This is a genomic window from Brevundimonas vesicularis, assembly GCF_032067225.1.
Taxonomy (GTDB): Bacteria; Pseudomonadota; Alphaproteobacteria; order Caulobacterales; family Caulobacteraceae; genus Brevundimonas; species Brevundimonas vesicularis_F.
On record NZ_DAMBJX010000034.1, the window covers coordinates 1 to 21,730 of the forward strand.

The 21,730-nt window shown below is 67.5% G+C and carries 23 protein-coding genes and 1 pseudogene; 12 read left to right on the forward strand and 12 right to left on the reverse strand.

Annotated elements, in window-relative coordinates; genetic code table 11:
* Positions 1-534: dGTP triphosphohydrolase (gene dgt, locus RT123_RS10125; protein ID WP_313009035.1), on the reverse strand; the 534-nt coding region annotated here is incomplete at its 3' end.
* A gap of 141 nt (positions 535-675) precedes the next feature.
* On the opposite strand from dgt, the gene erpA reads away from it, so the two are divergent.
* Positions 676-993, forward strand: a complete 318-nt coding sequence (erpA, locus tag RT123_RS10130) for an iron-sulfur cluster insertion protein ErpA (RefSeq protein WP_295218779.1) — start codon at positions 676-678, stop codon at positions 991-993.
* Here erpA and RT123_RS10135 read toward each other — a convergent pair.
* The 3 genes and pseudogenes from RT123_RS10135 to RT123_RS10145 form a co-directional block, all read right to left on the reverse strand.
* Entirely contained in the window at positions 977-1,174 is a 198-nt protein-coding gene (locus RT123_RS10135; RefSeq protein ID WP_313009036.1) for a hypothetical protein, read from the reverse strand. The two genes, erpA and RT123_RS10135, sit on opposite strands and share 17 nt — an antisense overlap.
* Positions 1,171-2,363 (reverse strand): annotated as a pseudogene (locus RT123_RS10140) (PepSY-associated TM helix domain-containing protein). Before RT123_RS10140 ends, RT123_RS10135 begins: the two are co-directional and overlap by 4 nt.
* Positions 2,273-4,459, reverse strand: coding sequence for a TonB-dependent receptor (locus RT123_RS10145; protein WP_409514904.1), 2,187 nt, complete (start codon positions 4,457-4,459; stop codon positions 2,273-2,275). Before RT123_RS10145 ends, RT123_RS10140 begins: the two are co-directional and overlap by 91 nt.
* A gap of 106 nt (positions 4,460-4,565) precedes the next feature.
* Between RT123_RS10145 and RT123_RS10150 the strand changes: the two genes are divergently transcribed.
* Genes RT123_RS10150 through RT123_RS10160 form a run of 3 tightly spaced genes read left to right on the forward strand, consistent with a single transcriptional unit; the run spans position 4,566 to position 6,504 of the window.
* Positions 4,566-4,871, forward strand: coding sequence for a metalloregulator ArsR/SmtB family transcription factor (locus RT123_RS10150; protein ID WP_313009037.1), 306 nt, complete (start codon positions 4,566-4,568; stop codon positions 4,869-4,871).
* The gene (locus RT123_RS10155) at positions 4,868-5,548 is read left to right on the forward strand and encodes an SdpI family protein (RefSeq protein WP_313009038.1); all 681 of its coding nucleotides are present in this window, start codon (positions 4,868-4,870) and stop codon (positions 5,546-5,548) included. The genes RT123_RS10150 and RT123_RS10155 overlap by 4 nt, the downstream gene beginning before the upstream one ends.
* An 11-nt stretch (positions 5,549-5,559) precedes the next feature.
* Positions 5,560-6,504: an alpha/beta fold hydrolase gene (locus RT123_RS10160; RefSeq protein ID WP_313009039.1), complete on the forward strand. Its 945-nt coding sequence runs from the start codon at positions 5,560-5,562 to the stop codon at positions 6,502-6,504.
* A gap of 34 nt (positions 6,505-6,538) precedes the next feature.
* Here RT123_RS10160 and RT123_RS10165 read toward each other — a convergent pair whose 3' ends face one another.
* The 4 genes from RT123_RS10165 to RT123_RS10180 all read right to left on the reverse strand — a co-directional run bounded on the left by RT123_RS10165 (position 6,539) and on the right by RT123_RS10180 (position 10,932).
* Positions 6,539-7,489, reverse strand: coding sequence for a hypothetical protein (locus RT123_RS10165; RefSeq protein WP_313009040.1), 951 nt, complete (start codon positions 7,487-7,489; stop codon positions 6,539-6,541).
* A 174-nt stretch (positions 7,490-7,663) separates the two neighbouring features.
* A complete protein-coding gene (locus RT123_RS10170) occupies positions 7,664-8,419 on the reverse strand; it encodes a prephenate dehydrogenase (protein ID WP_313009041.1) in 756 nt (251 codons plus the stop codon).
* Positions 8,416-9,747 (reverse strand): dihydroorotase, encoded by a 1,332-nt coding sequence (locus tag RT123_RS10175; protein WP_313009042.1) that lies wholly within the window; start codon positions 9,745-9,747, stop codon positions 8,416-8,418. Before RT123_RS10175 ends, RT123_RS10170 begins: the two co-directional genes overlap by 4 nt.
* A gap of 219 nt (positions 9,748-9,966) precedes the next feature.
* A complete protein-coding gene (locus tag RT123_RS10180; RefSeq protein ID WP_313009043.1) occupies positions 9,967-10,932 on the reverse strand; it encodes a glycosyltransferase family 9 protein in 966 nt (321 codons plus the stop codon).
* Positions 10,933-11,018: 86 nt separating this feature from the next.
* Between RT123_RS10180 and RT123_RS10185 the strand changes: the two genes are divergently transcribed.
* From RT123_RS10185 to RT123_RS10215, 7 genes are all read left to right on the forward strand, one after another.
* The gene (locus RT123_RS10185; protein ID WP_313009044.1) at positions 11,019-11,237 is read left to right on the forward strand and encodes a hypothetical protein; all 219 of its coding nucleotides are present in this window, start codon (positions 11,019-11,021) and stop codon (positions 11,235-11,237) included.
* Positions 11,234-11,800: a hypothetical protein gene (locus RT123_RS10190; RefSeq protein ID WP_313009045.1), complete on the forward strand. Its 567-nt coding sequence runs from the start codon at positions 11,234-11,236 to the stop codon at positions 11,798-11,800. Before RT123_RS10185 ends, RT123_RS10190 begins: the two co-directional genes overlap by 4 nt.
* A 67-nt stretch (positions 11,801-11,867) precedes the next feature.
* On the forward strand, positions 11,868-13,256 hold the full coding sequence (locus RT123_RS10195; RefSeq protein ID WP_313009046.1) for a response regulator: 1,389 nt from the start codon (positions 11,868-11,870) through the stop codon (positions 13,254-13,256).
* Between the two features lie 51 nt (positions 13,257-13,307).
* Entirely contained in the window at positions 13,308-14,111 is an 804-nt protein-coding gene (locus tag RT123_RS10200) for a folate-binding protein (RefSeq protein WP_313009047.1), read from the forward strand.
* Positions 14,112-14,119: 8 nt separating this feature from the next.
* Positions 14,120-14,878, forward strand: coding sequence for a 3-oxoacyl-ACP reductase (locus RT123_RS10205; RefSeq protein ID WP_313009048.1), 759 nt, complete (start codon positions 14,120-14,122; stop codon positions 14,876-14,878).
* 496 nt (positions 14,879-15,374) lie between these two features.
* Positions 15,375-15,983: a DNA-3-methyladenine glycosylase I gene (locus RT123_RS10210; RefSeq protein WP_313009049.1), complete on the forward strand. Its 609-nt coding sequence runs from the start codon at positions 15,375-15,377 to the stop codon at positions 15,981-15,983.
* Complete coding sequence (locus tag RT123_RS10215) at positions 15,976-16,617, forward strand: ribonuclease HII (RefSeq protein ID WP_409514905.1); 642 nt, start codon at positions 15,976-15,978, stop codon at positions 16,615-16,617. Before RT123_RS10210 ends, RT123_RS10215 begins: the two co-directional genes overlap by 8 nt.
* Before the next feature lie 7 nt (positions 16,618-16,624).
* Here the strand turns inward: RT123_RS10215 and RT123_RS10220 are convergent, their stop codons facing one another.
* Both RT123_RS10220 and RT123_RS10225 read right to left on the reverse strand, forming a co-directional pair.
* Positions 16,625-16,903: a hypothetical protein gene (locus RT123_RS10220; protein WP_153926097.1), complete on the reverse strand. Its 279-nt coding sequence runs from the start codon at positions 16,901-16,903 to the stop codon at positions 16,625-16,627.
* 62 nt (positions 16,904-16,965) lie between these two features.
* Positions 16,966-18,003 (reverse strand): DNA adenine methylase, encoded by a 1,038-nt coding sequence (locus RT123_RS10225; protein ID WP_313009050.1) that lies wholly within the window; start codon positions 18,001-18,003, stop codon positions 16,966-16,968.
* A 141-nt stretch (positions 18,004-18,144) separates the two neighbouring features.
* On the opposite strand from RT123_RS10225, the gene RT123_RS10230 reads away from it, so the two are divergent.
* Positions 18,145-18,834 (forward strand): VIT family protein, encoded by a 690-nt coding sequence (locus tag RT123_RS10230; RefSeq protein WP_313009051.1) that lies wholly within the window; start codon positions 18,145-18,147, stop codon positions 18,832-18,834.
* On the opposite strand, the gene RT123_RS10235 is transcribed toward RT123_RS10230, so the two are convergent.
* Positions 18,835-21,210: a TonB-dependent receptor domain-containing protein gene (locus RT123_RS10235; protein WP_313009052.1), complete on the reverse strand. Its 2,376-nt coding sequence runs from the start codon at positions 21,208-21,210 to the stop codon at positions 18,835-18,837.
* A 21-nt stretch (positions 21,211-21,231) separates the two neighbouring features.
* On the reverse strand, positions 21,232-21,730 hold a 499-nt coding region (locus RT123_RS10240), incomplete at its 5' end, for a FecR domain-containing protein (RefSeq protein WP_313009053.1).

Here is a 21,730-nt window from a genome sequence, read left to right on the forward strand (position 1 = left end):
ATAGGGACGCACCACCGACCAGGCCGGCTCGTCCAGCCGGTGCGACACCGGACCGTTGTGCTTGATGACGCCCTCGACCGTTTCCCAACTCAGGTTCAGCCCGTCGAACTGCGGATAGCGGTTCTCCAGCTCGGTCACGACGCGGAAGCTCTGGACGTTGTGGTCGAACCCGCCATAGTCGCGCATCTGCACCACCAGCTCGTCCTCGCCGGCGTGGGCGAAGGGCGGATGGCCCAGGTCGTGGGCCAGAGCGATAGTCTCGGCCAGGTCGTCGTCCAGCCTCAGCGCATGGGCCAGCGACCGCGCGATCTGCGCCACCTCCAGCGAATGGGTCAGGCGGGTGCGGTAGTGATCGCCCTCATGCGCCACGAAGACCTGAGTCTTCTCCTTCAGCCGCCGGAACGCCGTTGCATGGATGATGCGGTCACGGTCGCGCGCAAAGGCGGTGCGCGTGCGGCTGGCAGGCTCGAAAACGCGGCGGCCCTGGGTCAGGTCGGCGCGCTCGGCGTAGGAGGCGAGGTCTGTGTGGCTCAAGTCATCAACTTTGAGGCTGCTTTGATGCGGGGGGCCTTTGCGAACGGCCGTGCCCGCCTCATATAGACAGCCGTGAGCACCGTCCAATCCACAGAACCGTCCACACCCGCCTTCACCGTCGCCACGCGCGCGCCGGAAGGCATCGTCCTGGCCGCCAGCGCCGCCAAGCGGCTGGCGAAACTGGGCGCGGTCGAGGGCAAGACCCTGATGCTGCGCGTGGCGGTGGACGGCGGCGGCTGCTCGGGTTTCCAGTATCGGTTCGAACTGGTCGAGACGGCCGAGGACGACGATCTGCGCATTCAGGCCGACGGCCAGACCGCCCTGATCGACCCCGTCTCGGTGCCCTTCCTGAAGAATTCCGAGATCGCCTACGTCGATGAGCTGGCCGGCGCCCAGTTCGTGGTCAGGAACCCCAACGCCGCCTCCAGCTGCGGCTGCGGCGTCAGCTTCTCGATCTGACGACGGCCCAGCCGGTCGCCAGGATGGGCGAGGCCAGCAAGGCCGCAAACACCCAGTCCCACACCCCATCCTGCAACAGCGCGCCCACCAGCCCGATCAGGCTGAGCGCGAACAGGACGATGGGTGCGCGGAAGATGGCCCACAGGGTCAGATCCCTCGGGTTATGACGGCGACGGCTCACGCCTTCCGCCTCCCCTTGCCCAGCCACAGATAAAGACCGGACCCCAGGATCACGATGGTGGCGATGTCCAAGAGCGCCCACAGGATCTTCAGCGCCAGCCCGCCATAGTCTCCGAAATGCAGCGGCTGCGACAGCGACAGGGTCTTCACATACCAGGGCATCGGCGCCACCGCCGCCAGTTCCCCCGTCCGCGCGTCGATCAGCGCCGGCGTCGTCATATGCGTCGTCAGCGGTGTGTCGCCGTGGAAGAAGACGGCATAGTGGTGGTCGGTCGAATAGTCGGTCCCCGGAAACGCCACGAACTGCAGCTTCATGCCCGGCAGCGCCGCCTTGGCCCGCTCCACCGCCGCATCCAGCGAGGCCCGGCCCTGCGAGGGGGCGGGCGCATCGTAGGCGACCGTCAACTCCTTCAGCGCCGTCTCTTTCCAATAGGCCAGGATGGGCGTGGCCAGGGTGTTGACCACCCCCGTCAGCCCCACCACCAGCACCCAGGCCGCCGTCACCACGCCCAGCAGATTGTGATAGTCCAGCCACCGCGTCCGCGCCGCCTTCTTGACCCGCACCGTCCCGAACGGCAGCCGACGCATGAAGGGCGCATACAGCACCACGCCCGACGCCACGGCGACGACCAGCATCAGCCCCATCGCGCCCAGAAACAGCATTCCCGGCAGACCCAGGAACATGTCGGTGTGCAGCTGAAGCAGGAACTCCATCACCGGATGGCCGGCGACCAGCGGCGCGCCCTCGCCGCTGGTCTGGTCGATGGGCTCGAAACTGTATTTGCCGGCCGGGGCGTCCGGGGCGCGGCTGGTGACGTTCACCACCGGCCGTTCTTCGTCGAAGCTCATGAAGGCCGGAACCTCGCCCGGATGTTTGGCCAGACCGGCGGCCAGCACCTCGTCCAGCGTCAGCAGTTGGCCGTCTGGGTTCTTCGGGGCCCACGGCTCATGCAGCAGCGCCGCGTTCAGCTCGTGGCTGAACACCAGCGGCAGCCCTGTGACGCACAGCATCAGCAGGAACAGGGTCGAGATCAGGCTCGACCACTTGTGCGTCCAGGTCCAGGCGCGGATCGTCCGGGCGTGCATCGGCCGGCGCGGATCAGAACTCGGTCGAGACCGACAGACGCAAGGTCCGCGGCGCGCCCAGCGTCAGATAGTTCGATCCCGGATAGCCGCCGACCGCGACCCACTGATCCTCGTCCGCGACATTCTCCACCCGCGCCCGCAGCGTCACCGGCTTGTCGCCCGCCACGAAGGCGTAGCGCACGCCGGCGTCGAACCGGGTCCAGCTTTCCAGCTCCAGCGTATTGGTCGCATTGGCCGGCTGGGCGCCGGTATGGACCGCCCGGCCCTCGACCGTCAGGCCGCTGACCATCGGCACATCCCACTCGACGTTCAGATTGGCCTGGAAGTCCGGCACCCCGATCGCCGACTTGCCCGCATTGGCGGCGGTCAGCGACCGATTGATCTCGGCGTCCAGCCATGTCGCGCCGCCGATCAGACGCAAGCCTGCGACCGGTTCGCCATAGACGGTCAGCTCGACGCCCTTGTTCTCCTGCTCGCCGCCGTCCGAATAGACAGCGGTATTCGGATCGAAAAAGGCGCTGGGCAGGGTCGTGCGGAAGACGCTCAGCGTGCCGCCGTACGAACCGGCGTCGTATTTGGCGCCGATCTCGGCCTGCTCGGCGCGGAACGGCGACAGCACTTCGCCGCCGTTCGCCACCGTCACGCCATTGACCACCGCCGGCGCGGTCGTGCCCGGAACCAGGGCTTCGGCATAGTTGGCGTATAGCGAGATCGCGTCGTTGGGCTTGTAGACCACGGCGACGGCCGGCGTCGTCGCCTCGCTGGAATAACCCGACGTGAATGCGCCGTCGGCATAGGCATAGGATCGGGTCTCGATCTCCTGATAGCGGACGCCGACCGTCGCCAGCAGCCGTCCATCCAGGAAGGACAGCACATCGGCGACGGCGAAACTGGTGTTCTTGACCCGCTCGGTGACGTTGGGATCATCCAGATCGCCCGAGACGCTGCCGATGGCCGGCGCCGGCGACAGCAGCGGATTGGTCAGCGTCCCCATCGCATAGCCGGCGAAGCTCGACGCCGCCCAGGCGTTCCTGGACTTGGACTGGATCTGCGAGGCCGAGGCGACCAGACGATGGTTGATCGGGCCGGTCGTCAGGTCGGCGCGCACGCCTATGTCGCCCGACCAGACCGTGTCCTCGCGAATATTGTCGAAGCGATAGCCGCGGATCGCGCCCGCCGCGTCGGCGCGCGGATTGGCCAGGCTGTTGTCTTCCTCGCCCTGACGCCCGCCGAACGCGGCCCAGGCGCTGATGCTGTCGGTCAGGTCGAGCTCGCCGCGCACGGCGCCGAACAGCTGTTCCTCGTCGGTGTAGGTCCAGCGCTGGGCGAAGTTCTTGTCGGCCGAGGGCGCGTCAGGGATGGCGGTTCCCGGCGTCACGCTGGGACGGGGCGCGTCGATCCGGTGATCCTGCCAGCCCAGATCGGCCGAAAACCGGGCGCGATCGCCTCGGCGGTCCAGTCCAAGGCCGACGACCCGCAGTTGGCCGGTCTCGTCCTCGACGGCGCTTTCGCCCGCACGGCTGGCGATGTTCAGGCGCGCGCCCCATTCGCCTTCGTCGCCGAAACGGCGGGCCAGGTCGGCGGCGGCGTAGATCTCGTCACGGCCCGACACGCCTCCAGTCAGGCGCGTCAGGGGGGCGTCGCCCGCCCGCTTCGGCGTCAGGTTGAAAGCGCCGCCGACCCCCGTTCCGCCCGGCGCGGCGCCGTTCAGGAAGGTGCTGGCTCCGCGAAACACCTCGACCCGCTCGACCAGTTCGGCCGCTACAAACTGGCGCGGCAACACGCCATAGAGGCCGTTGTAGCTCATGTCGTCCGAATAGACCGGAAAGCCGCGAACGACATACAGCTCCTGGAAGTTGCCGAATCCCTTGGACACACGCACTGTCGGGTCGTTCTGCAGCACGTCGCCGATGCCGCGCGCCTGCTGATCGCGCACCAGCTTTTCGGTGTAGTTGGCGGTCGAGAAGGGCGTGTCCATCACGCCCAGATTGCCCAGCAAGCCGACCCGACCCCCGCGCGCCACCTGACCGCCCGCCGCCGGGGCCGTCAGCCGCACCTGCGATCCCGTCACCACGATCTCGCCCAGCTCCGCCGGGGCCGTCGCCTGCTGCGCCAAGGCCGGCGAGGAGAGCGTCAGCGCAAGGGCGCTGGCGGTCAAAAGAACGGAGGCACGGCGGAGGCAGGGCATTTTGATACGCATTCTCAAAATCAAGTTGCGCGTCCCTAGCCCGATCGCTCGGTGCAATGCAATCCGCCGCACCCGCGACATATTGCATTTAGTCCCTTTCCTAATTAGGAAGGTCGCTATGAACACCCTGTTCAAGGCCCTGTCGCATCCGGTGCGTCGACGCATCATCGCCATGCTGCGCGCCGGTCCGCTAGCGTCCGGCGACATCGCCGCCGCCTTTGACATGAGCTGGCCCACCATCACCGGCCACCTCAACGCCCTGAAGGAGGCCGGTCTGGTCAGCCCGGAGCGCGAGGGCCAGACCATCCGCTATCGGCTGGAAATCTCGGCGGTCGAAGAGGCGATGGCCTTTCTGATGGACATCGTCGGAACCGGCGAAGCGACCGAGCCCCTGCCCCAGACCTCAAAGGAAACACGCCGATGAAGGATCGCCTGTCCCTGCTGGACTACCTGACCCTCGCCGTCTTCGGCATGCAGGCGGCGTTTGCCCTCTACATCGGCGTCAACGGCCCGACGACGCCGATGCCGATGCACTGGAACGCGCATTGGCAGGTGGATCGCTGGGGCGACCGGGTGGAGTTCGCGACCTTCGCGGGCGGCATGGCGGTGATCGGCTTCATCGCCGCCGCCGGCCTGGGTCTGGCCGCCCTGCGCGCCGAGAACCAGGGCGACGCCTCACGTCGTCGCTCGATGCGGATCGGTCAGGGGCTGACCGTGTTCATTGTCGCCGCCATCGGTCTGGTCATCGCCTGGGCCAGCCTGGGGCACGCGACCGTCGACAGCGGCCCCGCCGTAATGACCGGCGCCCTGTCGCTGATCCTGCTGGTCGTCGGCGCCTTTCTCGGCCGGGTCGCGCCCAATCCCCTGATCGGTGTGCGCACCCCCTGGAGTTACAAGAGCCGCCTGGCCTGGGACCGCTCAAACCGTCTGGCGGGCCGACTGTTCTGCCTGGTCGGTCTGGCCGGTCTGATCGCCGCGCCGCTCGCGCCCCCGCCCTATGGCGTCACGGCCCTGATCGCCGCCGTCATCGTCGTCGCAGGCCTTTCGATCTTCGAAAGCTGGCGCGTGTGGCGCGCCGATCCCGACCGCCAACCCTTCTGAAGGAGACTGCAATGCCGATGCTGACCCACGCCCTTCTGGCCGCCAGCCTGATCGCCGGCCCGGTCTCGACCGACATCGCCCTGCCCGCCCAGCCCGCGCCCCTGCATGGCACGCTGCTGACGCCGGAGGCGCCGACGGCCGTCGCCGTCATCCTGCCTGGCTCCGGCCCGACCGATCGGGACGGGAACAGCCCGATGGGCGTCGCCGCCTCGACCTATCGCCTGCTGGCCGAAGGCCTGGCGGAACAGGGTATCGCCACCCTGCGCATCGACAAGCGCGGTGTCGCGGCCAGCACAGCCGCCGGGTTCGACGAAACCAAGCTGCGTTTCACAGACTTGGCCGACGATGCGCGCGCCTGGGCCGCCGAGGCCGCCTCGCGGACGGGACAGCCCTGCGCCTGGTTGATCGGCCACAGCGAAGGCTCTCTGGTCGCGCTGAAGGCGGTCGAGGGCGGAGACGACAAGGTTTGCGGCCTGATCCTGCTGGCCGGCGCGGGTCGCCCGGCCGGCGCGAGCATCCGAGAACAACTGGACGCCGGCCTGCCCGAGCCGATGAAGCCCCAGGCCTTCGCCGTCCTGAGCGAGCTCGAAGCCGGCCGCACCGTCGCCGACACGCCGCCCGCGCTGGCGGCCCTATTCCGCCCGTCAGTCCAGCCCTATCTGATCTCGTGGTTCGCGCTGGACCCCGCCGCCCTGCTCGCCGCCTACGACGGCCCGGTCTTCATCGGCCAGGGGACCACCGACCTTCAGATCGGCGTCACGGACGCCCAGGCCCTCGCGGCCGCCGACCCAAAGGCCACGCTGAAACTCTGGGACGGCGTCAACCACCTCCTCAAGACCGCCCCCGCCGACCGCACCGCCAATCTGGCCACCTACGCCGATCCGGCGCTGCCGCTCGCGCCGGGCGTGGCGCAGGATGTGGCGGCGTTCATTCGAGAAACAGACAGCCCTCATTAGGTCTAAGCCTTCAACGCTATGATTTGGCCGACCGTCATGTGACAGGAGCGAACGGTCCGACCACCCATTCCATCACACGCCAGTCGCTGTGAGGCGCGCGTCGCCAGACCTGGCGATAGGTGGCGTAAACGCTCTGCCCCTGGCGATCAGTAGGTCGGCAGGAGGCAAAGCCATCGACTTCGACGACCGTCGATGAGACCCCATGGACCCTGCCAGGCTCGAAACTTAATCCAGGACATTCGCCTTCCCGGGTGATCAAGAAGTCGGTTGCACCGCCTTCATCATGGCCGACGCGGTTTCTTGGAATATCGCGCCCTGCCCACTGAAGACGGGTCCAAGGATCAACCCCTGTAACCCGCCGCCACTCCAGTCGTTTGCGGGTGATCGAGTCATCGTCCAGAATTCGCAAATTCTGCCTCGCGCGACTGAAGACCTCAGCCGCCGCCATCTCGTCGCCGCTAAATCGAAAACAATTCGACAGTCGGAACACGCCGTCGGGCGCGGCCTCTCCTGAAATCGCAGCGCAAGCCGGGAAAAGCGGCTCAGCAAGCTTGGCTGCAAGTCGTGCGAAAGAAACGATCGCATTGCTCTCACAGCTGCTTGACGACAGTTGCTTGATCCTCGCCCGCGATCGATTGTCAGGAGAGGGCAGCCCGATCTCGGCGAAGATGGCTCCACCATCCATACAGACATCGATGGGCGCAGGCGTTCTGACCTCCACGGGAACGAGCAACTCGTCGCCAGCCTGCTGGATTTGCCGCCAAGCCTCCTGCGGTACATCGGCAGTCATCTTGCGGTTGGCTCCAGACGACACTTCCACCGATGGGCTGTGACCGGGACGTCTGACAAAGGCGACGGCGGGTAAGCCTCCCCCGCCCTCGAGGTAGAAGGCGCGATAGACCTCGACGCCGTCGGCTGTCTCAGCCTGCAATGGCTTCACGTCCAATGCGGCCCTCAGTGCGGCGCGCCCTTCTTCGGTACACACTTCACCGTGTCTCGCCCCTGTGCAGTTCGCAGTCGACGGGGCCGCCACGGAGGCCTGCAACATGAGCGCTAAGATTAAAGACATCGGCATCCTCCGGACGCCATATGTCTATGTTCGCCACCTCATGTCGATCATCCCATTCTTCCAAACAGAGAACGGCGAACACAACCAGCTTTAGTTCTGTGATTGATCGGACGGCCGGAGATGATGCTCTGAGCCACCCCGCGCCTCATCCGCCAGGGCGAAGAACCCCTTCCGTACCTCCGCCGCGAACGGATTGTCGCGTTCGATGGCGCGGAAGACGGCGGGGCTGTCGTGGCGAACCATGTCGACGGCCTGCATCAGCCGGTCGAAGCTGGCGGTGGTCATGCGCGTCGGCAGGGGCTCCATGGCCATCAGGACGCGGGCGATCAGATGGGTCAGGCCTTGGACGGTGGCGGCCTCGCGGTCATGGTCCTCGGGGCTTACCTGAAACACCCTCAGCCCCAACGCCCTACGGCAGAAGGCAGCCACGCGGCGGGCGTCTTTCGCCCCCCTCACCTCGCACACGGCGATCCGCAGGCCCGCGATGCCGTCCTTGCCGCTCTGTGGTCCGAACAGGGGGTGGGTTCCGACGATCCGCACGCCGGGCGGCAGCAGTTCGTCCATCGCCTGCGCCGGCTTCACCTTCACCGAGCCCACGTCGATCACGAGTGCGTCGGGCCTCAGGTGCGGGCAGATGGCGATCAGCGTCGCCTCCAAGGCCTCGACCGGCACGGCCAGCACCACCGTCGGACAAGCGGCGGCGGTGGCCAGATCGGTCAGGGTCGCGACGCCTTCGTCATCGCTGACCGCCGGATCCTGCGCCAGGATATCGAACCCCGCCGACAGATGCCGCGCCGTCAGCCGCCCGAAGGCGCCGAAGCCGATCAGGCCGAGCGTTCCCCTCACAGCGTCTCCATGAACCGCACCGGCCGCCCGTGCGCCGATCCGATCAGTTCGCCGTCCTGCATCACCACCCGGCCGCGCACGATGGTCGCCATCGGCCAGCCGGTCGCCTCCATCCCGTCGAACGGGGTCCAGCCGCAGCGCGTCGCCTGCTGATCGTGCGTGATCGTGCGCTTGGCCTTCAGATCGACAATGGTCAGGTCGGCGTCATAGCTGACGGCCATCCGCCCCTTGTTGGCCGTGCCGAACACCCGCTGCGCCCCCGCCGAGGTCAGGTCTATGAAGCGCTCCAGCGACAGCCGCCCATTGGCGACATGGGTCAGCATCAGCGGCACCAGCGTCTGCACCCCCGGCATGCCGGACGGTGAGGCCGGATAGGGTTTGGCCTTTTCTTCCTTGGTGTGCGGCGCGTGATCGGAGCCCAGCACGTCGGCGACGCCCTGCTGCATCCCCCACAGCCACAACGCGTCCACATGCTCCTGCGACCGGATCGGCGGGTTCATCTGGGCATAGCTGCCCAGCCGCTCATAGGCTTCCGGTCCGACCAGGGTCAGGTGCTGGGGCGTGATCTCGACGGTGGCGACATCCTTGTGGAAGCGCAGATATTCCATCTCTTCCTTGGTCGTGACGTGCAGCACATGGATACGCGCGCCCGTCTCCTTGGCCAGGCCGACCAGGCGCCGGGTCGAGCGGATGGCGCTCTCGGCGTCGCGCACCTCGGGGTGGCTGGTCCAGTCAGCGGTGCGGGCCAGGCCGCGACGCTCGACCAGGCGGTATTCGTCCTCGGAGTGGAAGGTGGCGCGGCGGCGCACATTGGACAGCACCTTGCGCACCCCCTCGTCGTCGGCGATCAGCAGGTCGCCGGTCGAGGCGCCCATGAAGACCTTGACCCCGCAGCAGCCCGGCAGCCGCTCCAGCTCGCCCAGATAGTCCGCATTCTCATGTGTGCCGCCGATGTAGAAGGCGTGGTCGGTCCACATCCGATCCTTCGCCCGCGCCAGCTTGTCGGCCATGGTGTCGGGGTCGGTAGTGTTGGGATTGGTGTTCGGCATTTCGAACACGGCGACGACGCCGCCCAGGGCCGCCGCGCGGCTGCCCGTCTCCAGGTCTTCCTTCCACTCCAGCCCCGGCTCGCGGAAATGGACTTGGGTGTCGATCACGCCCGGCAGAACCGTCAGGCCCGTCGCGTCGAAGACCTCGCCTGCCGATGCCTGAGACAGATCGCCGATGAAGGCGATCTTGCCGTCGATCACCCCGACATCCGCCATGCCCCGCCCCGCATGGTTCGCCACCTCGCCGCCACGGACGATCAGGTCATAGGTCTGGGTCATGAGAAATCCTGCGGGTGTTTCCGCGGTTCTAGCGGATGCAGCGTCGACCATGAAAGCCGCTAAACGCTCTCCCTCCCCGTTCGGGGAGGGTGGCCGAGCCGCAGGCGAGGTCGGGTGGGGACGGCAAGGTGAAACGACACAGGTCCGTCGCAGGATGGCCGGCCGCACCCACCCGGCCGCTTCGCGGCCACCCTCCCCGAACGGGGAGGAAGATCTGGTTCAGCCCCGCGCCTTCAACATCCGCTGCGCCGCCTTCAGCACCCGCTCCCACGGCAGGTCCATCATATGCTGAATCGCCTGGTTCAGGCGCGGATCCAACTTCTTGAACTCTTCATAGGTCCGAGGCCCGCGCACGGCCTCGCCCTTCCAGGGTCCGCGCACGGTCTCGTCCGACGGTCCGAAGGCGGCGACGACCGGCGCGCCCGAGGCCACGGCCAGCTGGGTCCAGATCGAGTCCGCCCCGATGTACAGCACCGATTTTGACAGGGCCGCGACCGTCTGCAGCCGCGTCAGCTTGCCCTGAAGCTCGATCACCCGCGCGCGCGGCACGGCGTAGCGGATCGTGTGCGCCGCCTCGCGGTCGATCTCCTCGCCCACGATCATCAGCCGCCCGCCCGCCAGCGGCCCGTCGTCGGCCAGCAGCTTGGCCGCGACCTTGGCGTAGCGTTCGGCCGGCCAGCGCTTGCCCATCCATTCCACGCCCGGCCCGACCGCCAGGATCGGCCCGTCACCGCCCGTCGCCGGGATCAGCGCCTCGACCTGGGCCCGCGTCTCATCCGAGACATAGAGTTTCGGCGCCGGGATCTCGTCCGGCTCCAGCTTCAGCACCGCCGCCGCCGCCTCGACCGCATGCAGGCCCGGCTGATCCTTGCCCCGCACCGCGCGCTTGTGCCGCCTCAACTTGCCCGACAGGTCCGAGCCGCGCATGTCCACGACCAGCCCCCATTTGGTTGCCCGCACCTGGTTCCACAGGGCGATCCATTCGAAATGGCCTTCGCGCTCCAGCACGATCAACTTCGTCAGGCGCGGCGTATCGGCGAACAGCGGCGCGCTGGCGGCCGATCCGACGATGGTGAAGGTCGCGTGCGGCAGGCTCTCGACCAGATGCGCCAGCACGCCTGAAGACAGCACGGCGTCCTCGGCGTCCGCCTCGGCGATGTACAGGATGGGAAACCGCCCGATCATCCGTAGACGGATACAGGGATTCTATCTGCGGTTCAGCGCCAAACGCGTGTTTCCACAGGAAGGCCCCATGCGCTACAGCGACGCGCATGAGCCAGACGCCCGACCCAGCCGCAGCCGCCGCCCTCGAACGCTTCAAGGCCCAGCGCGTCACGGCCATCTATCGGCTGGACCTGATCGCCAAGGGCGCGACGATTGCCTACGAGGACGGCACCCCCATCGACATGGCCTCCGAAAAGGCCCGGCTGGAAGCCGTCGTCGCCGACATGGATCGCCGCATCGCCCGGCTGGAGCGTTCAGCCGGGTGAGCCTGCCTCTCCTCCCCGGCCGGACCTGCGGCGGTTGCGTCGAATGCTGCCGCGTCATTCCGCTGAACCTGCCGGAACTGGCCAAGCCGACGGGCGAACTGTGCGCCTATTGCGTCGACGGCGCCGGCTGTTCGGTCCACGAGATTCGGCCGAACACCTGCCGCATCTGGTTCTGCCTGTGGCGTGTGGTCGAGCTGTCCGACGACTGGCGACCGGATCGCAGCGGCGTCATCGTGCGCCCCGACGGCGTCGAGGATGGGGTCATCACCCTCTATGTCCTGCGCCGCTCCGACTTCCTGGCCTCGCCCGAGTTTTTCGTGACCGTCGCCGGCTGGGTCGCGGAAGGCATTGAGGTCGCACTCAGCATTCCCGGCCCCGTTGGGACCTATCCGGCCCGCGCCGTCGTCAGCGATTGGCTGCGCCCGGCGATCGAGGATGGCGACACCGACGCCTTCACGACGCGCGTCTTGATGTCCCTCGACCGGCTGGCCGAACACGATTTCCAGCCGGACGGCGTCGTCGCGCGATATGCGGTGACAACCCAGGATCGGCCGAAAGCTTAGCCGAAGCTTAAGCCCTTGGCGTTACGATAAAATCCGTAACGCCGTCGCTGGAAAGGGCACGCCGTCGATGCAGGCCTGGGACGCGCTGAAACGACCGATCTGGATGTTCGATCCGGTCGCCTTGCGCGGCGTCTACGCTAATGCGGCCGCGCTCGACCTCTGGGGCTCCGATAATCTCGACGCCCTTCTGGCGCGCGATTTCAGCAACGTCTCCCCCGCCGTCCTGGCTCGCACCGAGCGTCTGGCGCGCGAGACGGCCAATGGTGAGACCCTAACGGAAGACTGGACCTTCTACCCGCACGGGCGACCGCTGACGGTGTCGGCGGTGATCTCGACCTATCGCCTGACGGACGGCACGCCGGTTCTGCTGTTCGAGGCCGCGCCCATTGCGGTCGAAAACGAGGAGCGTCGCGCCGTGGAGGCGTTGCGCCACACCTCGACGCTGATCACCCTGTTTGACAGCGAGGCCCGCCCGATCTTCTCCAATCCTTCGGCCTTCGCCGCCTACGGATCGACCGCGCACCCCTTCGAGGCCCGGTTCGCCGAACCCGAGCGCGCCCAGCCCATGCTGGCGGCCGCCCTGTCGGGGTCAGCGATTTCCGACGTCTGCGAGATCATCACGCGAGAAGGCGTGCGCTGGCACCATCTGGACGTTCGTCCCGTGACGGACCCCGTCACGGGCCATCTCGGCGTCTTGCTGAACGAGATCGATGTGACCGACCGCGTCGAGGCCGAACAGGCCCGCGTCGCCGCCGAGCAGAAAACCGCGATGGCCGAGGCCCGGCAGAAGTTCCTGACGGACATGTCGCACGAACTGCGCACGCCGCTGAACGCGGTCATCGGCTTCTCCGATCTGTTGTCCAAGGCCGGCCTGCCCGACGAACAGGCCGATCAGGTCGCCCGCATCAACGGCGCGGGCCAGCGCCTGTTGTCCGTCGTCAATGATATGATCGACCTGTCGGCCGACAACGTTGTTCCCCTGGAGCCTTCAGACACCCCGGCCGAGCCCACCCCGCCGGCCAATGAGGACGTCCCTGCCCTGCGCGTCCTCTATGTCGACGATCACGACAGTAACCGCGCCCTGGTCATGGCGGTGTTGACGGCCCAGGGCATCGCCTGCGCCACCGCCAACGACGGCGAACAGGGCGTCGAGGCCGCCCGCACCGGCGACTGGGACGTGATCCTGATGGATATCCAGATGCCCGTAATGGACGGCGTAGAGGCGACCCGCGCCATCCGCGCCCTGCCCGGCGTCGTGGGCCGCACGCCGATCCTGGCCCTGACCGCCAACACCCTGCCGGAACAGCTGACCCAGTACGAACAGGCCGGCATGGACGACTGCATCGCCAAGCCGATGAACATCGTCGATCTGGTCATGCGCGTCACCGCCTGGGGCGCCAGCGACTGGCGGACCTTCGATCCCCGTTGCGAAGACGCGGCGGCCGCTGTCGCCTAAAATTCGGCGCGGCGTCTTCTGAAGCCACGCCGTCGGCCTTATCTTCTCTCCATGCCAATAGCCCGTCTCGACAGTCGCGCCCTGATCTCAGTCACGGGCGAGGATGCGAAACCCTTTCTGCACAACCTGCTGACCCAGGATGTGGAGACACTGGTCGACGGGGAACTGCGGTTCGGCGCCCTTCTGTCGCCGCCCGGCCGGCTGCTGTTCGACCTGTTCCTTCTGGGACAGGCTGACGGCGTTCTGCTGGATGTGACGACTGAGCGTCGCGACGCCCTGATCCAGCGCCTGTCGATGTACAAGCTGCGCGCCAAGGTCGAGGTCGCCGCCGACGACCGCCCGGTCTTCGGCGCCTGGCCCGAGGCCCCCGCCGGCTTCATCCCCGACCCCCGCACGCCCCTGATGGGCGGCCGTCTCTATGGCGAGGCGACTGCAGACGCCGCCGAGACCAACTACGACACCCACCGCCTGTTGATCGGCCTGCCCGATCCGACCGCCGACGCGCCCCAGGACAAGACCTATCCGATCGAGGCCGACTTCGACCTGCTGAACGGCATCGACTTCCAGAAGGGCTGTTTCGTCGGGCAGGAAACGACCTCGCGGATGAAGCGCCGGGGCACGATCAAGAACCGGATGCTGCCGCTCGATTTCGACGGCCCGCCGCCCGCCTTCGGCGCCGAGGTGCTGAAGGGCGAACTGCGCGCGGGCGAAGTCCTCTCGGGGCAGGACGGTTCGGTCATGGCCCTGCTGCGCGTCGACCGCCTCGACGGCGACCTGACCGTGGACGGCCGCCCGGCGCGCTTGCGCAAACCCGCCTGGATGGGCGAGGACGTCCTTCCCTCCTCCAACGCGTGAGTCCCCCCATGAAGATCGCCGATCAGATCGTCCTCGTCACCGGCGGGGCGCGCGGCGTCGGCGCCGCCTGCGTCCGCGCCTTCGCCCATGAAGGCGCTCGCGTCGTCATCAACTGGAGGAACAGCGGCGAGGCCGCGAACGCTTTAGCCGCCGAGATCGGCGAGCGCGCCCTCGCTCTCCAGGCCGACGTGACCGACCGCGCCGCGGTGGACGCCATGGTCGCGGCGGCGCAAGGCCGTTTCGGCGCCCCCGTCACCACCGTCGTCAACAACGCCCTGGACTACAGTTTCAACGGCGACGCCCGCTCCCAGATGACCGCCATCGGCTGGGATGAGATGGATCGCCAGTTCTCAACCGTCGTACGCGGCGCCCTGAACCTGATCCAGGCGACCGCGCCCGGCATGGCCGCGGCCCGGTTCGGCCGCATCGTCAACATCGGCACCAACCTGTTCCAGAATCCGGTCGTGCCCTACCACGACTACACCGCCGCCAAGGCCGCCCTGCTCAGCCTGACCCGCACCGCCGCCGGCGACCTCGGCCCCGACGGCGTCACCGTCAACATGGTCTCGGGCGGTCTCCTGCGCACCACAGACGCCAGCGCCGCCACGCCCGAGGCCGTCTTCGACCTGATCGCCGGCATGACCCCGCTGCGCAGCGTCACGACCCCGCAAGAATTCGCCGACGCCGTCCTCTTCTTCGCCTCCCCCTGGAGCCGCGCGGTCACCGGCCAGAACCTGGTCGTGGACGGCGGATTGGTCCGGGACTGAAATGATGACCGTCTCCTCCCTATCGCATGGCGATGGGGAGGTGGCGCGACGCTCTTGCGCCGTGACGGAGGGGCTCTTAGGCGCCTCACCGCCGCCCGCGGGACTCCAAAGAGCCCCTCCACCGCTTTGCGGTCCCCCTCCCCATTTCATGGGGAGGGGGACGAGATACATCCTATTATCGCAAAATATTTAACAGCAATTCAGTCGCTTAGCTTTCGCCAGCGTCAATCGACCATCCCCTCCCTAAACGCCCTTACAATGCGCAGTTTTATGACCAAGGGAGACGAAGACCTGAGCTTGTCACACTGGTTTTCCGCCATCCAACTTCACCCGCGAATTGCACTTTCTTGCACTTTGCACGCGCTCTTGACGTGCAGTGCAATTGCGCCCGCGCTCCGAGATTAGACGAATTAGACACTTTAGACGGTGTTTTTCCTCCGTCGCCCCGACACCGAACGCCCTTTCCTCAATCGGAACAGACTGGCAACTTCAGGCCATGACCGACTCACACGCCCCAGAGGATCTCGGCGGCCGATGCGGCTGGTGCGGGACCGACCCGCTCTACGTCGCCTATCACGACACCGAATGGGGCGTGCCCGAGCGCGATCCTCGCGCCCTGTGGGAAAAGCTGGTGCTCGACGGCTTTCAGGCCGGTCTCGCCTGGATCACCATCCTCAGAAAACGCGAGGGCATCCGCGACGCTTTCGACGGTTTCGATCCCGAGATCGTCGCCCGCTACGACGAGGCCGATATCCAGCGCCTGCTGAACGATCCGCGCATCATCCGCTCGCGCGCCAAGATCAACGCCGCCATCCGTGGCGCTCAGATTTGGCTTCAGATGCGCGATGACGGCGAGGATTTCTCCGCCTGGCTCTGGTCATTCGTCGGCGGCGAACCGATCCAGACCCCCTACGCCGACTATCGCCAGGCCCCGACCCAGACCGAACAGTCCGTCGCCTTGGCCAAGGCGTTGAAGAAACGCGGATTCAACTTCTGCGGCCCGGTCATCGTCTATGCCTTCATGCAGGCCGTCGGCATGGTCAACGATCACCAGACGACCTGCTTCCGTCACGCCCAGGTTCGTGCGATGGCGAGCCATGGCTAGAGCCCCCGCAAATCCGACAGCCTTCCCGACCCTTGCGCTGGAAACGGTGCTGATGCAGCGCGTCAACGGTCACGTCTGCGGCGTGGACGAGGCCGGGCGTGGTCCCTGGGCCGGGCCGGTCTCGGCGGCGGCCGTGATCCTGAACCCTGACGACCTCCCGCCCGGCATCGACGATTCCAAGGCCCTGACGGAAAAGCGCCGCGCCGCGCTGGAGCCCGAGATCAAGGCCCGCGCCGTCGCCTGGGGCGTCGGCTTCTCCTCCGTGGAAGAGATCGAGGAACTGAACATCCTGCACGCCACGGGTCTGGCCATGTGCCGCGCCATCGAGGCCTTGCAGGTCCAGCCGGTCGCCGCCCTGGTCGACGGCAACTATCGCTTCAAGCTTCCCTGCGAAATCCAGACGGTCGTCGGCGGCGACGGACTGTCGCTATCCATCGCGGCGGCCTCAATCCTGGCCAAGACCGCACGGGACCGGTTGATGATCGATCTGGACGCCCAATACCCCGGCTACGGCTTCGCCAGCCACAAGGGCTACAACGCCCCGATCCACCAGAACGCCTTGAAAACCCTGGGCCCCTGCCCCGCCCACCGGCGCAGCTGGTCGCCGATCAAGGCGCTGTTGCAGGAGGCCTGACGCCGTCTCAGATGTGCAGGAAGCCGCCCAGCAGCGCGCCCATCAAGGCCGCCACAGCCGCCCCGGCGATCGCCATCATCCAGCGCGGCGGCGGCGCCACCTCGGGCTCGACATCGATCTGTTCGACCGGCTGAACGGCCTCGACCGGCCGAGTATAACGCGCGGCGTTGTGGGTGAAGGTCGCATCCGCAGTCCGCGGCGCCCAAGAGCGCGGCTCGGCCGCCGGCCGCACGCGGTAGTCGTTGGGGCGATCGGTCTTGGGGGCGGTGTACGGGTGCGGTTGCATAGTCCCACAACGGCACGCAGCGATTCGCGTTCCGCCCTACCCTCCGTTGTTTTCATTGGTGTCTATGCGGCCACGGGCAGGGAGACCGGTCGCTCGGTGACCACGAACAGGTGCTCGACATTCTTGAGCCGCCCGACCTGCCCGACCTTCTCGCCCTTGGGATTATGGATCCCGATCCGGGCGCCGACATAGCGAGGATGCGCCACCTCCAGCACCTGCACATGCCCCCGCGCCGACAGCATCTCGACCAGGTCGGCGCGGCTCAGATACCCCTCGTCGTTGAAGCTGACGATCAGGTTCGGCGCCTTGACCCGCTCGATCACGGTCCGCAGCGCCGGGCCGATGCCGGGCCGGCTGTTGAAGGCGCTCTTGCGCGTTCTCACGTCCACCCGCTTGTTGGCCACCCCATAGGTCTCGGGCCGGTCCCACAGCACCAGGCTCTCCCAGCAATGGTAGTTCCCCAGATAGGAATGCTGGTTGTAGGGCGGGTCCAGATAAACCAAATCCGCCTCGACCTGTTCGGCGATCTCGACCGCATCGCCCTGCGTCGCGCGGCACGGCCCGTCCACGGCCGGAACCAGATCCGGTGTGCGCAGCTCCAGCGTCTTCAACGCTCTCGGCGCCCACTGCTTCATATAGGCCATCTGAACCCCGGCGGTGGAATCCACCCGATCCGCCGCCTCCATCAGGCTGACGAGGGCGATGGCCTTGAGTTCCGGCTCCAGCCCCATCGCCTCGATCCGGTCGCGCATGGCGTCGATACGAGCCCCGTTGTCCGGATGGAAATACCGCGCATCCTGACAGAAGGCCTGGGTGAACCAGCCCGCCTCGGGCTTCACTGTCCGCAGCTCGGCCAGCACGACCTCGGCCCGCTCGACCCACCGCTCTCGATCCGCCTGAACATAGGTCGTCGCCAGAGCATGGGCGTAGGCGTTCAGGTCGTTCGACCAGACCTGAAACCCTTGCTTCTTCAGGGCGTGTCCGACCCGCGCCGTGCCCGAAAACAGATCGCACACCCGCCCGCCCTGCGGCAGCACCCCCGCCACCGCACCCGTCACATGCCCCAGCAAGGCGCGCTTGGAGCCGATATATTTGATCATGACGCGGCCCGACTCATCACGGCAGCATAGCGGTTGTCGCAAGGCGCGCGAAGTTGCCCGGATCGTCGGAATTCAACGGCCTCGCCTAGCTTCAAGCCAACGCGCGGTCCATGCTCGGTACGGCGATTAGGGAGAAAGCGCATGCCCCACAGTGAAACCCATCGGGTCGATCGGATCGGCTGGCTTAGGGCGGCGGTGTTGGGGGCCAATGACGGGCTGGTGTCGACGGCCAGTCTGGTGGTAGGCGTCGCGGCGGCGGCGACCAGTCATGGCGGCATATTGATCGCGGGCGTCGCCGGATTGGCGGCAGGCGCCATGTCGATGGCGGCGGGCGAATATGTCTCGGTCAGTTCGCAGTCCGACACCGAAAAGGCCGATCTGGCGCGCGAGGCGGTCGAACTGGCCGGCGATCATGAGGCGGAGACGCGCGAACTGGCCGGCATCTATGTCGGGCGAGGCGTCGCGCCGGAACTGGCGACCGAGGTGGCGCGTCAGATGATGGCGCATGACGCGCTGGGCGCCCATGCGCGCGACGAGCTGGGGATTTCGGAGATCACCACCGCGCGGCCGATCCAGGCGGCGCTGACCTCGGCGATCACCTTCTCGGCCGGGGCCGCGCTGCCTCTGGTCGTCGCCGCCGTCGCGCCGCTGGACACGCTGGCGATCTGGGTCGCGGTTTCCGCACTGCTGGGTCTGGCCGTGCTGGGCGCCCTGGGCGCCCGCGCAGGCGGCGCGCCGATCGGCCGATCGGTTCTGCGCGTTGTCTTCTGGGGCGCGCTCGCCATGGCCATCACCGCAGGCGTGGGCCGCCTGTTCCACATCGCCGCCTGATCAGAACCGCGCCGTCAGGGCCAGGCGGGCGGTGACTGGTCGTTGCGGCGTGCTGATGTCGCCCGAGGCGTAGAAGGGATTGCCGAAGGTGAAGGTGTCGTCGCTGCGGTTGAACAGATTGTCCGCCGACGCCCTGATCGTCCAGCTATCGACCTCGACGCCGACGCCCAGCGAACTGGTCAGATAGCCGGCCGAGGCGCCGGTCGAGGTCGGCGACAGGGCGATATCGGTCGGGCCGACATAGCCCAGACGAAGCTCGGAACGCACCGTCGCATGCGCCAGATGCGCCTCATGCACTACGCCGCCCTGCACGCTGAAATCGGCGACCGCCGGCAGGCGCGTGTCGGTCCCCAGCGCGAAACCGGGATCCGGTCGGGTCAACTCGGGATCATTGACGACGGCGTGCGCGTCCAGCGTCCATGGGCCGTCGCGCCATTCGACCTCGCCCTCGATGCCGCGATTGCGGCCGTCGCCCAGATTGGCGGTGAAGGGCAGGCCCCGCGCATCGAACCGGTCCGACTGGATGTTGCGCCAATCGGCGACGAAGACCGCGCTTCGCCCGCGCAGTCGCCCTTCGAACAGGGTGAAGCGCGCGCCCGCCTCGCCGGCGACGATCTCGTCGGGCTTCACGCGTCGCGCGGGCTGCTGATCGCCGCCTGGCACGGCGCCGGCGTTGAAGCCCGGCCCGCGATAGCCCTCGGTCGCCAGGGCGTAGAAGACGAAGGGGCCGCGATCGTATTCGATCACCAGACGCGGGGTGATATCGACCAGAGCGTCTTCTCCGGACACCTCCGTCGGAGCGCCGTCGGTTTCGCTGCGATGCTCGACCCCGACGCGGAACAGCCGAGCGCCGGCGGTGATCTTCAGGCGGTCGTTCAGCGCATAGGCGGCGTCGCCGAACAGAGCCGCCTCGTCCACATGGTCGCGCCTGTGCTGTCGATAGACCCCCGGCCCGCCCTGCCCATCCGAGATCGTGACGGTGCGAGTGTGGGTGTATTCCGAGAAGAACAGCCCGGCGCTCCACTTCAGCCGTGCGCCGAAGTCGCCGTTCAACCGCACCTCATGCACCGCAGCCGACAGGTCGTCGGCCTGGTCCAGCGCCGCTGTTCCCGTAAGCCCGAACAGTCCGGCGGCAGGCGTTGCATCGTAGCGCGCATCGAGGCCGTGCGACTGAACGCTGGACGAGGCCCGCAGTCTCGCCCAGCCCAAATCCCCGTCCACCGAGGCCCAGACGCCGTCGAAATCGTTGCGGCTGGGCTCCATCAGGCTGCGACGACGCGCATAGGGGTCGTCGGCGCCCAGGTTGGCGTACTGGCTGTCGTTGACGTCGATGGTCTGGGCCAGGAAGCCCGCCTTCAAAGTCCAGCCGGGGGTCAGACGCAGCAGCGCCGACGCCCTCAGCCCCTGGCGATGCATGCCGCCGGTATTGCTCAGTCCGAGGGCCTCGTCATCGATGTAGTCCCCGACCGTCTCATCATAGCCGACGACCCGTACCGCCAGGCGATCGCGCAGGATCGGGGCGTTGATCATCAGCTCGACGGCGTCGCCCGGCGCGCCGCCGGCTGTCAGCGCCCCCTCCGCCGTCACGCGTCCATAGACGCCGTCCAGGTCCGGCGCGCGGCTGACCATCTGGATGACGCCGCCCATCGAACCGGCGCCGTACAGGGCCCCCTGCGGCCCGCGCAGAACCTCGACCCGTTCGATGTCGGCCAGACGCAACGCCGGGTCGGGCGCGTCGTAGGTCAGGCGCACATCGTCGAGATAGAGCCCGATCAGACTTTGCGCCTGTCCCGCAACGGGTCCGTCCGCAAGGCCGCGGATGAAGAGCTTGTCACGCCCCGGCCCCAGGTTTGTGACCGTCAGGCCGGAGACGCGCGCGGCGACGCCGTCAAGGTCGCTGACCCCGGCCCGTTCCAGCGTCACCCCGTCCAGCGACGACAGGCCATAGGGGGCGCGCGACAGCAGCAGATTGTCCGTGCGTGATGCGGTCACCACGACCTCGTCCAGCGTCGTAGGGGTCACGGGCGCGGGCGGCGCTGCAATCGTACGCGCGACGGCAGGCGGCGCGGCGGCGACCCGCACGATCCTGTAGGCGCCGTCGCCGACACGGGTCGCGACGCAGTGCGTGCCCAGCATCAATCTGGACAAGGCCGCATCGACGGAAAGTCGGCCTCTCACCCCGCGCGTGGGGCCGCATCGCTCGGCTCCGGCGGCGTCGATACTGACGCCCGCCTGCAGACCGAAGTCGAGGACGGCGGTCCGCAACGGCTGAGGCGAAACCGACACCTGAAGCGAGGATCGCCCTTGGGCCATGCCGATCGACGGCGTGGTCACACCGCAAACGACGACCAGGGCGCAGAGGAAGGCTCGTACCAAAAGGCGACGTCCGAAGCAGGTTCAGCGCCGTTCTAGACGAACCCCTTGCGGCCCGCGAGTGGCCTTGATCGGCAGGAACCGTTCCAGCCGACCAATCACCGCCGCTTCGTCATCAAGCACCAGCGTGCCGGAGAAGCGCAGGTTCGCCGCATTCGGAGCCACGGTCACCGGCGTGACGAAGGCGCGGCTGAGGTCGGCGGCGATCTCTCGCAGCGGCCGATCGTCATAGGCTCGTCGGCCCTGGGTCCAGGCGGCGGCGGTGCGGACATCGACGGGAGCCACGGTCATCCGGTCGTCGGCGTCGTCGCGCTGGACCGACTGACCGACCGTCAGACGCACCCGCCGCGCGGGCTGGTTCAGGTCGCTGACCTCGACGACGCCCCGCAGCACCGCCACCTGGGTGTCATCGGCGGATCGGCGGATGTTGAACGCCGTGCCGACCACGCGCACCTGGCTTTCGCCGACATCGATCAGGAAGGGTCGGCCGGCGTCATGCGCCACGTCGAAGGTCGCCTCGGCC

What these genes read in the sequence shown, in the direction of transcription:
- RT123_RS10230 (WP_313009051.1), top strand. Translation starts at nt 18,145, where the DNA reads ATGCCCCACAGTGAAACCCATCGGGTCGATCGGATCGGCTGGCTTAGG.
- RT123_RS10150 (WP_313009037.1), top strand. Translation starts at nt 4,566, where the DNA reads ATGAACACCCTGTTCAAGGCCCTGTCGCATCCGGTGCGTCGACGCATC.
- RT123_RS10220 (WP_153926097.1), bottom strand. Translation starts at nt 16,903, where the DNA reads ATGCAACCGCACCCGTACACCGCCCCCAAGACCGATCGCCCCAACGAC.
- RT123_RS10210 (WP_313009049.1), top strand. Translation starts at nt 15,375, where the DNA reads ATGACCGACTCACACGCCCCAGAGGATCTCGGCGGCCGATGCGGCTGG.
- RT123_RS10200 (WP_313009047.1), top strand. Translation starts at nt 13,308, where the DNA reads ATGCCAATAGCCCGTCTCGACAGTCGCGCCCTGATCTCAGTCACGGGC.
- RT123_RS10225 (WP_313009050.1), bottom strand. Translation starts at nt 18,003, where the DNA reads ATGATCAAATATATCGGCTCCAAGCGCGCCTTGCTGGGGCATGTGACG.
- RT123_RS10175 (WP_313009042.1), bottom strand. Translation starts at nt 9,747, where the DNA reads ATGACCCAGACCTATGACCTGATCGTCCGTGGCGGCGAGGTGGCGAAC.
- RT123_RS10155 (WP_313009038.1), top strand. Translation starts at nt 4,868, where the DNA reads ATGAAGGATCGCCTGTCCCTGCTGGACTACCTGACCCTCGCCGTCTTC.
- RT123_RS10195 (WP_313009046.1), top strand. Translation starts at nt 11,868, where the DNA reads ATGCAGGCCTGGGACGCGCTGAAACGACCGATCTGGATGTTCGATCCG.
- RT123_RS10205 (WP_313009048.1), top strand. Translation starts at nt 14,120, where the DNA reads ATGAAGATCGCCGATCAGATCGTCCTCGTCACCGGCGGGGCGCGCGGC.
- RT123_RS10185 (WP_313009044.1), top strand. Translation starts at nt 11,019, where the DNA reads ATGAGCCAGACGCCCGACCCAGCCGCAGCCGCCGCCCTCGAACGCTTC.
- RT123_RS10145 (WP_409514904.1), bottom strand. Translation starts at nt 4,459, where the DNA reads ATGCGTATCAAAATGCCCTGCCTCCGCCGTGCCTCCGTTCTTTTGACC.
- RT123_RS10180 (WP_313009043.1), bottom strand. Translation starts at nt 10,932, where the DNA reads ATGATCGGGCGGTTTCCCATCCTGTACATCGCCGAGGCGGACGCCGAG.
- RT123_RS10215 (WP_409514905.1), top strand. Translation starts at nt 15,976, where the DNA reads ATGGCTAGAGCCCCCGCAAATCCGACAGCCTTCCCGACCCTTGCGCTG.
- RT123_RS10160 (WP_313009039.1), top strand. Translation starts at nt 5,560, where the DNA reads ATGCCGATGCTGACCCACGCCCTTCTGGCCGCCAGCCTGATCGCCGGC.